Origin of the sequence: Thermosynechococcus sp. TG215, assembly GCF_031583455.1 — a bacterium.
Classification (GTDB): domain Bacteria; phylum Cyanobacteriota; class Cyanobacteriia; order Thermosynechococcales; family Thermosynechococcaceae; genus Thermosynechococcus.
In genome coordinates this window covers 399750-414266 of record NZ_CP134178.1, presented here as the reverse complement: position 1 = coordinate 414266, position 14517 = coordinate 399750, and the positions used below count along the sequence as shown (strand labels likewise).

Annotated in this window: 12 protein-coding genes and 1 tRNA gene; 8 read left to right on the top strand and 5 right to left on the bottom strand. The window is 51.4% G+C overall.

Annotated features, from left to right (window positions below; translation table 11 throughout):
• Window positions 1-13: 13 nt before the first annotated feature.
• From RHJ02_RS01925 to RHJ02_RS01915, 3 genes are all read left to right on the top strand, one after another.
• Window positions 14-934 carry an alpha/beta fold hydrolase gene (locus RHJ02_RS01925; protein ID WP_206200838.1) on the top strand — a complete coding sequence of 307 codons (921 nt, stop codon included), beginning with the start codon at window positions 14-16 and terminating at the stop codon, window positions 932-934.
• Window positions 935-988: 54 nt separating this feature from the next.
• Window positions 989-2419, top strand: a complete 1431-nt coding sequence (locus RHJ02_RS01920; RefSeq protein WP_206200837.1) for a sodium/glutamate symporter — start codon at window positions 989-991, stop codon at window positions 2417-2419.
• 82 nt (window positions 2420-2501) lie between these two features.
• Window positions 2502-4928: a sucrose synthase gene (locus RHJ02_RS01915; protein ID WP_206200836.1), complete on the top strand. Its 2427-nt coding sequence runs from the start codon at window positions 2502-2504 to the stop codon at window positions 4926-4928.
• A 48-nt stretch (window positions 4929-4976) separates the two neighbouring features.
• Here RHJ02_RS01915 and RHJ02_RS01910 read toward each other — a convergent pair whose 3' ends face one another.
• Both RHJ02_RS01910 and RHJ02_RS01905 read right to left on the bottom strand, forming a co-directional pair.
• A complete protein-coding gene (locus RHJ02_RS01910; RefSeq protein WP_310800397.1) occupies window positions 4977-5621 on the bottom strand; it encodes a response regulator transcription factor in 645 nt (214 codons plus the stop codon).
• Window positions 5622-5689: 68 nt separating this feature from the next.
• Window positions 5690-7366 carry a diguanylate cyclase gene (locus RHJ02_RS01905; RefSeq protein WP_206200834.1) on the bottom strand — a complete coding sequence of 559 codons (1677 nt, stop codon included), beginning with the start codon at window positions 7364-7366 and terminating at the stop codon, window positions 5690-5692.
• Window positions 7367-7594: 228 nt separating this feature from the next.
• Here RHJ02_RS01905 and RHJ02_RS01900 point away from each other — a divergent pair, with 228 nt between their 5' ends.
• The gene (locus RHJ02_RS01900; RefSeq protein WP_206201572.1) at window positions 7595-8686 is read left to right on the top strand and encodes a chlorophyll a/b binding light-harvesting protein; all 1092 of its coding nucleotides are present in this window, start codon (window positions 7595-7597) and stop codon (window positions 8684-8686) included.
• A 69-nt stretch (window positions 8687-8755) separates the two neighbouring features.
• Here the strand turns inward: RHJ02_RS01900 and RHJ02_RS01895 are convergent, their stop codons facing one another.
• The 3 genes from RHJ02_RS01895 to RHJ02_RS01885 all read right to left on the bottom strand — a co-directional run bounded on the left by RHJ02_RS01895 (window position 8756) and on the right by RHJ02_RS01885 (window position 9761).
• On the bottom strand, window positions 8756-8974 hold the full coding sequence (locus RHJ02_RS01895) for a hypothetical protein (RefSeq protein WP_310800396.1): 219 nt from the start codon (window positions 8972-8974) through the stop codon (window positions 8756-8758).
• Between the two features lie 2 nt (window positions 8975-8976).
• Window positions 8977-9630 (bottom strand): DUF3318 domain-containing protein, encoded by a 654-nt coding sequence (locus tag RHJ02_RS01890; RefSeq protein ID WP_310743289.1) that lies wholly within the window; start codon window positions 9628-9630, stop codon window positions 8977-8979.
• Window positions 9631-9687: 57 nt separating this feature from the next.
• Window positions 9688-9761, bottom strand: a tRNA-Pro gene (locus tag RHJ02_RS01885).
• Window positions 9762-10783: 1022 nt separating this feature from the next.
• Between RHJ02_RS01885 and RHJ02_RS01880 the strand changes: the two genes are divergently transcribed.
• From RHJ02_RS01880 to ftnA, 4 genes are read left to right on the top strand one after another with little or no spacing between them, the layout of a single operon-like run.
• Complete coding sequence (locus RHJ02_RS01880) at window positions 10784-11323, top strand: ferrous iron transport protein A (RefSeq protein WP_399364497.1); 540 nt, start codon at window positions 10784-10786, stop codon at window positions 11321-11323.
• A 14-nt stretch (window positions 11324-11337) separates the two neighbouring features.
• Window positions 11338-13635 carry a Fe(2+) transporter permease subunit FeoB gene (feoB, locus tag RHJ02_RS01875; RefSeq protein WP_302677156.1) on the top strand — a complete coding sequence of 766 codons (2298 nt, stop codon included), beginning with the start codon at window positions 11338-11340 and terminating at the stop codon, window positions 13633-13635.
• A gap of 2 nt (window positions 13636-13637) precedes the next feature.
• Entirely contained in the window at window positions 13638-13886 is a 249-nt protein-coding gene (locus RHJ02_RS01870) for a FeoC-like transcriptional regulator (protein ID WP_206200830.1), read from the top strand.
• Window positions 13852-14382: a non-heme ferritin gene (ftnA, locus tag RHJ02_RS01865; RefSeq protein WP_206200829.1), complete on the top strand. Its 531-nt coding sequence runs from the start codon at window positions 13852-13854 to the stop codon at window positions 14380-14382. The genes RHJ02_RS01870 and ftnA overlap by 35 nt, the downstream gene beginning before the upstream one ends.
• The last annotated feature ends 135 nt before the right edge of the window (window positions 14383-14517 follow it).

Genomic DNA, 14517 nt, shown 5'->3' with positions numbered 1-14517 from the left:
GACGAATAGGTGCATGAGACAACTGGTAGACCCCTATCGTTATGGCGTCGAGCGGGAGTGGTGCTGGCGAGGATGGCAGAGTCGCTATAGCTTTTGGTGGCCTGCTGCTGTAGATGAGAAGAAGGGGAGATCTCCAGTGATTTTGCTCCACGGCTTTGGGGCGTCTCTACGGCATTGGCGATACAATCTTCGGGTTTTGGGAGACTATCAGCCGACCTATGCTCTCGATTTAATAGGATTGGGGGCAGCAGAAAAGCCCATTGCGGCCTATGGGGCTGAGTTTTGGGCGGCTCAGGTTCATGCCTTTTGGCAAAAGATTGTCGGGCAGCCAGCGGTGATTGTTGGCAACTCCATTGGGGCGTTGATTGCCCTGACCTGTGCTTATCGCTATCCGCAGATGGCGGCGGGGGTGGTGATGCTAAGTCTGCCGGATCCAGCGGTGCGCGAGGAGTTGATTCCGAGGGCGATCGCTCCCCTTGTGAGCGGAATTGAACAGATTTTTACGGCTCCTTGGCTGCTGCGCACCCTTTTTTACACGATTCGCCGTCCCTTCATTGTCAAGCGTTGGGCACAATTGGCCTACGCCAACCCCAACTGTGTGGATGATGAATTGCTGGACATCCTGCTCACCCCTGCCTATGACCGTGATAGCGATCGCGCCTTTGGGCAAATCATTCGCGCCATGAGCCGCACGGACTTTGGGCCGAGTGCCAAGACAATGCTCAAGAGCGTGCCCCAACCCCTATTGCTGATTTGGGGACGACAGGATCGCTTCATCCCGCCAATGCTGAGCCAGCAGTTTCAACAGGTACAACCAAGGATGCAGGTGGTGGAGTTGGATCACACGGGGCACTGTCCCCACGATGAGCAGCCCGATCGCGTCAATGCGTTGCTTTTGGATTGGTTGCGCAGCCACGAACTTGTGAGGGGTTGAGTCCTACGGTTGCAGGCTCTATGATCACGACAATCTTCAGAGTTGGCATGGCAGATGTTTAGGCTGATTACAGTTTTCTGGGCGTTTATTTTTATTGGTGTTTTGCTGCTGTTGGGGCGAATTGTGCGGCAGCGTTGGGCACTGATGCGATCGCTCTATATGCCCAGTTCAGTCATTGCGGGCGTTTTGGGACTCATTCTTGGCCCTAGTGTCCTTGGGGCGATCGCCAGTCAAATTGCTCCCAACTCCGGTTTAGGGAACGGTCTTTTTGCCGAAGACATCCGCGAAGTTTGGAAACAGTCTCCCAGTATTTTCATCAACATAGTTTTTGCCTGTCTATTTCTAGGGGAGATCATCCCTAGCCCTCGGGAAATTTGGCAGAAAGCTTCACCGCAGGTCGCCTTTGGTCAGATTTTGGCTTGGGGGCAATACGTGGTGGGGCTGCTGCTGACGTTGCTCGTTCTCACTCCTGTATTTGGCATGGATCCAATTGCTGGTGCCCTGATTGAGATCACCTTTGAGGGAGGGCATGGGACTGCCGCCGGCATGGCCGATACCTTTAGGGAGTTAAACTTTACCGCTGGGGCTGATATGGCCTTGGGCTTGGCCACTGTGGGCTTAGTCTCTGGGGTGGTTTTTGGAGTGGCACTGATCAACTGGGCACGGCGCACAGGGCGCTTGCAGATCAAACCCTTGGTGGACTCTGAAACCGCGGAGAATCTCGACCCTCATCCCCACGATGACCTAGAAACACGGCAACGGCGGCGACAACTGCTGCGGGAGTTACTCATTGATCCTTTGTCATTAAATTTCTGTTTTGTGGGTTTGGCGATTATTGTGGGCTGGGTGATTCTTGAAGCGCTGCGACTCCTAGAGCGTCTCACTTGGGGACAAACGGGTTTAAAGCTCATGGCCTATGTGCCCCTATTTCCCTTGGCGCTGATCGGTGGCATTATTGTGCAGCTCATCCTGACCCGTTGGCGCAAACAGTACCTGATTAGCCGGCCACTGATTAACCGTATTGGCGGTGTCGCCTTGGATGTGACGATTATTACCGCCTTGGCCACCCTCTCTTTAGCCGCCATTGGTGAAAATCTCATTCCCTTTCTCCTCTTGAGTGTGGGGGGAATTGCTTGGAATCTCTTTGTCATGCTCTATTTAGCGCCGCGAATTTTGCCCATGTTCTGGTTTGAGCGGGGAATTGGCGACATGGGGCAATCGATGGGGGTGACATCTACTGGGCTATTGCTGATTCGTATGGTGGATCCCCACAACCAATCGGGCGCCTTGGAAAGTTTTGCCTACAAACAGATTCTTTTTGAGCCGATTGTCGGCGGTGGGTTATTTACGGCGGCGGCACCAATTCTGATCCGTAATTTTGGGGTGGTGCCTGTACTGGCGCTCACGGGCGGGCTGTTAGGCCTGTGGTTAGTGTTTGGATTCTGGAACTATGGCCAAATCCGGCGATCCTTGGCGCAAAATTGACCCCATTCAGGGAGAACCCTAGAATAGAAACGACTTGAGCCGCTGTGCTGTCTCAGGTAAAAGCCGTGTTGTGAGTTTGCCGATGACCTCTGTGCTCCTCAAATCCGTTGTTGAAAGTGATGAACGTGCCGATCTGCGCCAATTTTCACGCATCCTGCAACTAGGGGAAAAACGCTATCTCCTGCGCAATGATATTTTGGGCGCCTTTGCAGATTACTGTCGCGACCTCGATCGCCCTGTCCCCACACCCTTCGAATCCCGCCTCAGCAAGCTGGTGTTCTATACCCAAGAGATCATTGTTGACAACGAAAGTCTGTGTTGGATTATTCGGCCACGGATTGCGCAGCAGGAGGTGTGTCGGCTGCTGGTGGAGGATTTGACGATCGTGCCGATGACAATTCCAGAGCTACTGGATCTGCGCGATCGCCTAGTCAATCGGTACCATCCCAATGAGGGGGATGTTTTTGAAATTGATGTCCAGCCCTTCTATGACTACTCGCCAATTATCCGTGATGCCAAGAATATCGGTAAGGGGGTGGAATTTCTCAATCGCTATTTATCCAGCAAGCTTTTCCAAGACCCGCGCCAGTGGCAGCAGAACCTCTTTAACTTTTTGCAAATTCACCGCTACAACGGCTATCAACTTCTGATCAATGAGCGGATTCGCTCTCCTCAACACCTCTCAGAACAGGTCAAACAAGCCCTAGTGGCACTGAGCGATCGCGCCTCCGACGAGGCCTACAGTGAGTTTCGCTTTGAACTCCAAAATCTGGGCTTTGAACCGGGTTGGGGCAATACGGCGGCACGGGTACGCGACACCCTAGAAATTTTAGATCAACTCTTAGATTCGCCCGATCACCAAGTGCTAGAGGCCTTTGTCTCGCGGATTCCGATGCTCTTTCGCATTGCCCTCATTTCTCCCCACGGCTGGTTTGGCCAAGAGGGGGTGCTGGGGCGACCCGACACCGGCGGGCAGGTGGTCTATATCCTCGATCAAGTGAAAAGCCTTGAAAAACAAATGCGGGAGGATTTAGAACTGGCCGGGCTGGGGGTACTGGCGGCACAACCTAAAATTATTGTGCTCACCCGCCTGATTCCCAATGCCGAAGGGACGCTGTGCAACCAACGCCTAGAGAAAATCTACGGCACCAACAACGCCTGGATCCTGCGGGTGCCGTTTCGGGAATTTAATCCCAAGGTGACCCAAAACTGGATTTCTCGCTTTGAAATCTGGCCCTATTTGGAAACCTTTGCCATTGACGCGGAGCGGGAGTTGCGGGCGGAATTTGGCCATGTGCCCGATTTAATTATTGGTAACTATTCCGATGGCAACTTGGTGGCTTTTTTGCTGGCGCGGCGAATGAAGGTGACCCAATGCAACATTGCCCATGCCCTCGAGAAATCCAAGTACCTCTTTAGTAACCTCTACTGGCAGGACTTAGAGGATAAATATCACTTCTCAATGCAATTTACGGCGGATCTGATTGCCATGAATGCTGCCAACTTCATCATCAGTAGTACCTACCAAGAGATTGTGGGGACGCCCGATAGCATTGGCCAGTACGAGTCCTATCAATCCTTTACGATGCCTGACCTGTACCATGTGGTGAACGGCATTGAACTCTTTAGCCCGAAATTTAATGTGGTGCCACCGGGGGTGAATGAACAGGTTTACTTTCCCTACTACCACTATACGGAGCGGCTAGAGGGCGATCGCCAGCGGTTGGAGGAACTGCTCTTTACCCTTGAGGATCCGCAGCAGATCTATGGTTACTTAGAAAATCCGAACAAACGCCCTCTCTTTTCGATGGCACGGCTGGATCGGATTAAAAACCTCACAGGACTGGCAGAAGCCTTTGGCCGCAGCAAAGAACTGCAAGAGCGGTGTAATTTAATTTTGGTGGCAGGGAAATTGCGTACCGAAGACTCCAGCGATCGCGAGGAAATCGCCGAAATTGAGAAGCTCTATCAAATCATCCACGAGTACAATCTCCACGGTAAGATTCGCTGGCTAGGGATTCGTTTACCGAAAGCAGATTCGGGGGAAGTTTACCGCATCATTGCCGATCGCCAAGGGATTTTTGTCCAGCCGGCGTTGTTTGAAGCTTTTGGCCTGACGATTTTGGAAGCCATGATCAGTGGTCTGCCCACCTTTGGTACCCGCTTTGGTGGCCCTCTGGAAATTATCCAAGATGGGGTGAATGGTTTTTATATCAACCCAACCCACCTAGAAGAAATGGCGGAGACTATCCGCCGCTTTATAGAGGCTTGCGATCGCGATTCGCAGCAGTGGCAACGAATTTCCAAAGCGGGTATCCAGCGGGTCTATAGCACCTACACTTGGAAAATTCACTGTACACGCCTGCTTTCCCTTGCCAAGATCTACGGCTTCTGGAACTTCTCTTCCCAAGAAAACCGCGAAGACATGATGCGCTATATGGAGGCACTCTTCTATCTGCTCTATAAACCCCGCGCCCAAGCCCTATTGGCAGAGCACATGCAGCGGTGATATGGGTTTAGCGACTAGGCGGGAAGCCCCGCGATCGTCGAGAGTATGTTACACGTAATGGTAATCGATCGCCCAGCGAGCCAATTCAGTGCGATTATGGCAGCCGGTTTTACCCAAAATATTGCTGACATGGCTTTCTACGGTACGCTGACTGACATGTAGTTCTGCCGCAATTTCACGATTCAACATTCCGCGGGCAACGTATTGGAGAATTCGGGTTTCTGTGGGAGTGAGTTCGACACCGGGGGGTGGTGTAGGCGCAGGAGGGGATTGCAGTCGTTGCGCTTCCCGCAGGCGAGCCGTTTGTTTGAGGAGGGCTTGGATTTGGGCGAGGAGTTCATCCGGTTCGAAGGGCTTGACTAGGTAAACATCACCGCCGGTTTGCAACCCTTTGATGCGATCGTGGGTTTGCCCCTTGGCCGAGAGAAAGAGCACCGGTAACCAACTGAGGTGTGTTTGTTGTCGCACTGCACTGACAAAGCTATAGCCATCCATCTGGGGCATCATCACATCACAAACAATTAAGTCGGGCGTCTGCTGCTGCAGAATTGCCAGACCTTCGTTGCCATGGGCTGCCGTCAGTACACGATACCCCTGCATCTCAAGGTAATCCTTGACCAAGAGGACAAGATTAGGGTCATCATCTACCAGTAGAATTGTGGCATTTTGCGCAGGGGACGCCTCAAGGTTCATACATTCAGAGCAGTTAACGGTGCTGACGCCAAGTCTTACTAAGAATGAGGGTGCTCCTATAGGATAGCTTATTCCTGTTGGGGGGAAGCATTGGCCAGCTCTGGAGACATCTCCTTTGGCGCCGTGGCAATCTGAGAACGTCCCGCTGCCTTAGCGGCATAGAGGGCATCATCGGCTATCTTCACCAGTTGTAGTAAGGTCTCCCCGTGGGTGGGAAACTGACTGATGCCGGCACTAAAACTCACCTTGAAGCTGTCATGGTTGGGGGCGTGGAAGGTATGGTTGCGCAATCGCTGTAAACAGATGGCAAGGCGGTGTTTGGCCACATCAAGGGAAATATCATAGAGGGCAATTAAAAATTCTTCGCCACCCCAGCGAGCCACGACATCTTCCATCCGTAGGGACTGTCGCAACATTCGAGCGGTGGTCACCAATACCTGATCGCCAACGTCGTGACCATAGGTGTCATTGATGCGTTTGAAATGGTCTAAATCCAAAACGGCGATGCAAAGAGTTTGCTGTTGGCGGTTGGCAAGGGTCAAAAAGCGTTCAATCTCTTCTGTGGCTTTACGACGATTGCTCAATCCCGTGAGGGGATCTACCTCTGCCAAGCGTTTCAGGAGGCGGGTACGCTCTAGGCGATTGATGATCCGCGTCATTAGCTCAGGGCCGACAATTGGCTTGCTAACAAAATCATCGGCGCCAGCGGCAAAGAGTTGGGTGACAAGGGCTGGATCAGTGGTTGCGGTAAGAAAAAGAATTGGCAGCTGATTCCAGTGAGGATCATTGCGCACCACTTGGCAGAGTTCTAGGCCGTTAATGCCGGGCATTTGGACATCGAGAATGACCAATTCGGGGTTGGTGGCCTCTAGGACATCCCAAAATTGATCGGGATCCTGAAGGGAGGTGACACTCATTCCCCAGGGTTCCAAGAGCCGTTTCAAGATGGCTAGGGTGACGGCGTCATCATCCACGGTCAGGATACTAGCGGAGGTCATTTCTTGAGGTTGCAGTAACTGTTCGAGAGTCTGCAAGAGTCGCTCAAGATCAACAGGCTTACTCAAGGTGATCCGTGAGCCAAGGCGAATGGCGGCGAGGCGATCGCGCCAGGTGTCACGGGCAGTAAATACTAGGGCGGGGATGGGGGGACGATGTTGCCGCAACTGCTGCAAGAACTCGCGGGTGGTTACCTCATCAGGCATCACTTCAGGATTGAGAATGACAGCATTGGGCCAGCATTCCTCAAGTAAGGTGTTGACCAGCGGCCAGCTATCCATTGCGACGTAGCGGAACCCACCATCAACGGAGTGCTCCTCAAGGGAGCGAACTAACTCGGCGTCGTTATCAATGTGCAGGACAAGGGGCAGGCCTGAGTCGTTATGATTGTCAGGCTTGGAGGTGGCGATCGCGCTGAGGAGCTGCTGGACGATTTCAAGGAGCGCTGCTGGGGAGCAGGGATAGTGGTAATAAATCACTTGGGTTTCTGGCTGGGTTGGCCAATCCTTGCGGGTAAGAATCAAAATTGGCTCTTGAAACCCGCGATCGCGCACCTGCTGGCAAAAGGCCTCAACTGCCGTGCCTAAATGGGACTCATCCACAATCAATAGGTGATAGCGACTACTGGCCAATAGTCCCCAGAGGTCTTCAGAGCGAGCAACGACATCCACCCGATGATCCGCAGTGGTCAAGATAGAGACCAACGTTGCTGCCGTTGCCACGTCGTCGTGATAAAGCAAAATGGCCATACTTGCTCGCCAACAGCCTATTGCTATTACCCTACTGCCTTGGCTTGATCTTGCTCAAGTTCTCGGAGATACAGATTGCCGCTGGAGGGGAGTTACATATCTTTACATTTTATCCTTGCCAGATGCTAATAATTCTCAATAGTGGTGCTATAGTAGGCCTAGGCTTTATTGAGATTTATCCTCAATAAGTTCAGCGTCGATATTATGCGTTTATCGAAGGAGGAATGTATGGCGATCGCCAGTGAATCCCCAACCTCTGTGACTACACCACCACCAACAGGTGCAGGTTTACAAACCTATGGCCAAGCCAATGTCAAGTACGACTGGTGGGCAGGCAATGCCCGATTCGTGAACCTGTCGGGTCTATTTATTGCTGCCCATGTGGCGCAAGCAGCGCTAACTGTCTTTTGGGCGGGTGCCTTTACGCTCTACGAAATCTCCCAATACAAACCCGATCTACCCATGGGGGAACAGGGCTTGATTTTGCTGCCCCATTTAGCGACCTTAGGGTTTGGCATTGGCGAGGGCGGTAAAGTTGTGGATCTGTACCCCTACTTTGTCATTGGCGCCGTGCATCTCATTTCCTCAGCCGTGCTGGGTGCGGGTGCCCTCTTTCATACCTTTCGTGCCCCTCACGATCTCAGTACCGCCACAGGGCGGGCGCGGCGCTTCCATTTCCGCTGGGACGATCCGAAACAACTGGGGATTATTTTGGGGCATCATTTGCTCTTTTTAGGGTTTGGTGCCTTGCTATTAGTGCTCAAAGCAACCATCTGGGGCGGGTTGTACGATGCCAATTTGCAGACGGTACGCCTTGTCACCCAGCCCACCTTGGATCCCTTTGTCATCTATGGCTATCAAACCCACTTTGCCACTATTGACAATTTGGAAGATCTCGTGGGCGGGCATATCTATGTTGCCCTCTTGCTCATTGCGGGTGGCATTTGGCATATTCTTGTGCCGCCGCTGACTTGGGCGCGAAAAGTGCTGATGTTTAATGCTGAAGCGATCCTTTCCTACTCCCTTGGCGGCATTGCCCTCGCGGGATTTGTGGCGGCCTATTTTTGTGCGGTGAATACCCTCGCCTATCCCGTAGAGTTTTACGGACCACCCCTAGAAGTGAAACTGGGAATTGCTCCCTACTTTGCGGACACCATCGATTTACCCCTTGGGCAGCATACTCCCCGTGCTTGGTTGGCAAATGCTCACTTCTTCCTTGCCTTTTTCTTTCTTCAAGGGCACCTTTGGCATGCTCTGCGCGCCATGGGATTTAATTTCAAGCAATTAGAAGCTTTTCTCAATCCAGTTGTTGAAAGTTAATCGCAATATTTCTCCGCTTGAGCTATAGGTGCTGCCCTCGGTCAGAGCGATCGAGGGTTTTTTATGAATTCAAGGCAGGCTTTCATTTTTTTGGGAACGTTTGGTACCCCTCAGCTGTCGGGCGATCCCTGGCGCAAAGAAAATCAAAAAGGCAACTTGCGCCGTGAAGACCCAGCCATAGTACCGCAGGACAGGATGTAAATCCCACTGCGCCATAAACCCTAGACTGGCCACTGTCCATAGGAGAATGAGGGTTGGCAGCAGCAGTTGGCGTTTTGGCCGAGCCATGATTAAGATTCTGCTGGAGTGTCGTTTTGCATGGCCTGCATGCGGGCTTTGGCTTTGGCCGCACTCTTTTTCAGGGCTTGCAGACGTAGTTCATAGCGTTTGCGTTGGCGGCGATTGGGGGCTTGCTCAATTAGGAGCTTGAGGGCACTGCCAAGGCTTTTGTAGGCGTTGGGGAGTTCATAGCCAAAACGAGTCGCAAGGGCGATCGCCCGCTCATCAGCAGCAATGGCTTCCTTGAGAACCTTTTCACCATTATTGCGCTGGTAGAGCCGCCAGCCCGAAAAGCCACACAGCCCAAGGGCAAGCAGCAGCAACAGGCCATCCTGCACCCAAAGTTCTCCCACAGCACCCCCTAAACCAATCGCTAGTGCTGCCATCTCCCAGCCATCGCGGGGAATCGTGTCATTTTGAATGCGGGCGACCTCATGCCAAAAGAGGAGATTGCGCTGATCCTTGGCCAATTGATCCCAACGGGCTAAATCAATTTGAATCTCCACCTCATCTTTGCCAATTTCTTCGCAGGTAATGAGGGGAGGATTCACCCCACTGGCCGGTTCGATCGTCACCCAGCTTTGCAGCTCTGGTGGCAAGAGAGACTTGAGACGACGCAATTCTGCTAAGTCAGAACGGGCAACTGAGGATGCAGCCGAGGTCATAGCACAAGAAAATCCAAGGGTATTTCTTACCTATCTTAACAGTTTAAGGCTAACCAATCGGGATGACAGGATTTGAACCTGCGACCCCTTCGTCCCGAACGAAGTGCGCTACCAAGCTGCGCTACATCCCGACAACTTATCTAAGATAACACTTGCTGGGGTTTTCCTCAATGGCGATGGAGCGGTTGGCACAACCTAGGAAATTTAGTCCAGTTTTAGTCCATAGTTCAAACTAAGGCAGTGAAAACCCTCTTCAGAAGGGAGTTTGAAAAATCTGCTCTATTGCGGCACCCACAATCGGTCAAACAGAACCAGTCAGGTAGAGCCGTTTTCCAAGGGTTTAATAGCAACGCTTGTCTCTGGGGATGGCAACTGTAAACCTTAAGGAGAAGAACATCCCCCTCTCAAGTACGGTCAGATTTCGAGATCACCTTAAGTCGCGTGTTTGCCCTGATTCGTCTTGTTCATCTGCTCACAGCAGAACATTGCCCGCCGAGACAGCTCTACCGCACCAGAAAAACGATCCTAGTCGCTCTTCTTTACCTGATTGACAACGCTCGGCTTTTTCCCGACATGGACGATCCGCAGGTGTGGTACACCGATTACTACGATTTAATCGTTGCTGCCAAAGCGCTGGGAAGGGGGGATGACACCTTACCCCACTGACCTGAAAAACCCAATGAGTTCAAACGCTACTTGGACATCACAAGCTCTGACCTCGCTGGCCTGTTTATTTGTTTTATCGAGGCGGAGATGACCCAATCGCAGAAAAACAGCATCAAAACTTGGCTAACGACAAAACTTAGGCAAATTTTCAAGCTGCCTTTATGAGCAAGGGTGATTTCTAAACCCATAGGGACTTTCGTCGTTTTGAGCGGGTTTGATCGCCGTGACTTGCAGGAGCTTTGCGCATCCATAAAAAACGCTCTTTGTAAAATCTCTTATGAGATTAAATATCTTAATAAAAGACTTTTTACAAGTCTCAATATCTCACTTAAGACAAAATTCACACCAAAACTTTCAAATAGACCCAGCTCTTAGGATGATTGGAGATAGGTTAAGACTTGCTAAAGTCACAGTGCCACTGCAAAGCTGTGCTATAAATTGAGAATTATATGCAATAACTAGCTTTCAAAAAATCATTAAATGCAATATGTCATCACCTTTGTGGCCACCCTTTACCTATATCGCCGACCCCCATTCTCGAAGACAGCGATGGAGACGAGGCATGTCTAATCTGATTTCCCTTGCTGAAGCTAAGGTGGGCGATCGCTACTGCATTGTGAAGTTAATGTGCAGCAATACCCAGCAACTGTTGGGGATGGGTCTGGCACCGGGGGCGATAATTAGCATCTTACATCGGGGCGATCGCGGGGCAGTCATGGTGGCTCTTGACTCAAAGCGGTTTTGTGTGAACCACGAGCTAGCCCAAAACATCTTGCTCAAAGAGCTGGAATTGGCAGCTGTAAACCTACGCAGTGCCCCCCTTGGTGCTCGCCTGCGCATTATCGGCTATGCCCCTACCACCCCCAGTTACAAACGCAAATTATTAGCCATGGGTTTAACCCCCGGCACCGAAGTTGAGGTTGTCCGCCATGCCCCCTTGGGTGATCCCACAGATATTAAGGTGCGAGGCTTTCATTTGAGCTTGCGTAAGGATGAAGCTGATGCCCTCAAAGTCCATCTGCTCTAGCAAAGGAGTGTGACATGGCAGCAACAATTGCGTTAATTGGTAACCCAAATTGTGGCAAAACAACAATTTTCAATGGTCTTACGGGGGCAAATCAGCGGGTAGGGAACTGGCCAGGAGTTACTGTTGAGCGCAAGGAAGGCCGCTATCGGGATCGCGACATCACTGTCCAAGTTGTGGATCTACCGGGGGTCTATGCCCTCGATGCTGAGGATAGCACTGGCTTAGACGAGCAGATTGCCCGCAAGTTTCTATTGGCGGGGGAATATGACTTGGTAGTGAATATTCTGGATGCCGCTAACTTAGAGCGCAATTTTTACCTCACATCACAATTGCTTGATCTAGGAGTCCCCCTCATCCTTGTCCTCAACATGATGGATGTGGCTCGTGCCACCAAAATCAAGATGGATATCCCAGCCTTGAGCCAGCGCTTAGGTCTACCGGTGCTGCCTTTTTGTGCCAAACAACAACAGCATTTTGCTCAACTGCGGCAAACTATTCGCACTGCCTTGGCAGCACCACCTGTTTCTAGCGTTAGTGTGCCCCAACCCCCTGTGATTGAAGAGGCTATTGCTGATTTGCTGACTCAAGGCCTCAAAAATCGGGCACAGGCCTTGGCTTGGCTGCAATATATTGAATCAGTTCCCAATGATGTTGTAGCACCACTGCGCCAATGGCGAGAGCGGATTCACCAGACCCTAGGAGAAGACATAGACCTTGTGATTGCCGATAGTCGCTATTGCTGGATTCAGCACCTAATGGCTGAGGTTCTGGAACAGGGCGATCGCCTGACAACAACAGTCTCTGATCGCATTGACCGCATTGCACTCAACCGCTGGTTGGGAATTCCCATTTTCTTGGCCGTCATGTACTTGATATTTCTCATCTCAATTAACGTGGGGGGTGCCTTTATTGACTTTTTTGATATTGGTGTCGGAACGCTGGTCGTGGGTTGGCCGACCCAAGTGCTGGAAACATTTAATGCCCCCGGTTGGCTCATTGGTCTTCTGGCAGAGGGAGTGGGGGGCGGTATCCAAACAACGGCAACATTTATTCCTCAAATTGGCTTGCTCTTTATTTTTCTCACACTTCTTGAAGACTCTGGTTATTTAGCACGGGCAGCCTTTGTCATGGATCGGTTGATGCGCTGGCTGGGCTTACCCGGTAAGTCCTTTGTACCGATGATGGTTTCCTTTGGCTGCAATATCCCCGGCATTATGGCCACCCGCACACTCGAGAATCGGCGCGATCGCCTGATGACGATTTTGATGAATCCCTTTATGTCCTGTGGTGCCCGCCTACCGGTCTATGCCCTGTTTGTTGCTGCTTTCTTCCCCCGCAGCGGCCAAAATATCGTGTTTTTGCTTTATATGGTGGGAATTGCCGCAGCCATCTTCACGGGATTCTTGCTGAAGCGCACCCTCTTTCAAGGAGAGATTGCTCCGTTTGTAATGGAATTGCCCCCCTACCGTTTACCCACCTTCAGAGGGGTACTCCTGCGGGCTTGGGAGCGGCTAAAAACCTTTATTAGTCGAGCGGGCAAGATGATTGTCGTCCTTGTGGTCATTCTCGGACTGCTCAACTCTGTCGGCACCGATGGTCGCTTTGGCCAAAAGGATAGTACTCAATCGATTTTGAGCGCCTTTAGTCGCCAAATTACGCCGATTTTCTCGCCAATGGGGATTCAGTCCGACAACTGGCCAGCAACCGTAGGACTCTTTACGGGGATCTTTGCCAAGGAAGTGATGGTGGGAACGATGGATGCCCTCTATACAGAGTTAGCTCGCCAAGAAGCCCAAAGCACTGAAGCTGGGGATACACCAGAAGAACCCTTTTCAGTTTGGGGGGGATTAAAGGAAGCAGTGCTCAGCATTCCCAAAAATCTCAGTGAGCTAGGGCAACGGGTGCTTGATCCTTTAGGGTTCCATGTGTTGCAAGAGGCAGATAACCCCGAAGCCGCAGCTGAACTTCAGAGCGTGCACTACACAACATTTGGCCAGATGGCACAACGGTTTGGCACGACAACGGCAGCGATCGCCTTCCTGCTCTTTGTTTTGCTCTACTTTCCCTGTGTATCGGCCACTGCCGCCGTCTATCGAGAAACCAATTTGGGCTGGACTATCTTTGTAGCGGCTTGGACAACGGGATTGGCCTACTGGGTCGCCACTGCTTACTACCAACTCATGACCTTTGCGGCGCATCCGATGTTCTCGCTAATTTGGTTACTGGCTCTAGGGGCAGTGATGGGGATGGTAATCATGGCCTTGAAATATTGGGGCGATCGCCAGCGGTTTTCCTCGCCACAGGGGACATAATTATGCTCTTGCAACTGCAGGACTATATTCAGAAGCACCACGTGGTTTCCTTGGAAGAATTGGTTGCCCATTTTCAGGTACCGCCAGCGATGATTGAACTGATCCTTAGCCAACTCATCCGCAAAGGACGGGTGAAAAAAATCATCCCTAGCCACTGTGGCGGCTGTCATCAGTGTGGTTTTTACCCTCTTGAACTTTACGAATGGAGAATCAACAATGCTATCCCAAGCAATGACCAACCGGCTCAATGAGCAAATCAACCTTGAGATTTATTCAGCACATCTCTACTTGCAGATGAGTTCCTGGTGTGCCCACAAAGCCCTTGAGGGTTGTGCGGCGTTCCTCAGTCAACATGCTGATGAAGAAATGGCACACATGCGGCGGCTTTTGAACTACATGCATGAAACCGGTGCCTTGGCAATCCTAGGCGGTATGGAAGCTCCCCCACACACATTTCAGTCCCTGCGGGAGATGTTCAGTAAAGTTTATGAGCATGAACAGTTTGTAACTCACAAAATTAATGAGTTAGTGCAGTTAGCGGATACGGAGCCTGACTATGCGACGTTGCAATTTTTGCAGTGGTATGTGGCCGAGCAGCACCAAGAAGAGTTTTTGTTCAAGAGTATCCTTGACAAGATTGAACTGATTGGCACGGAGGGGCAAGGACTCTTCTTTATTGATCAGGAAATTGGCAGGCTTGCCCAAACCAAAGGAACCACGACAATGCAGTCAACGCCCGCAGCCTAAAGCCAAAAGGGTGCCGCTTCAGAAAGTGTCATGTGTCGCTACAGGAGTTCCCAAGGACTCAGAGTATCTTGTAGGTAGTGAGGAGTGATTCGCAAACAAAAGTCCTGGGGTCGAAACACGGCAAGACTCCCGGGG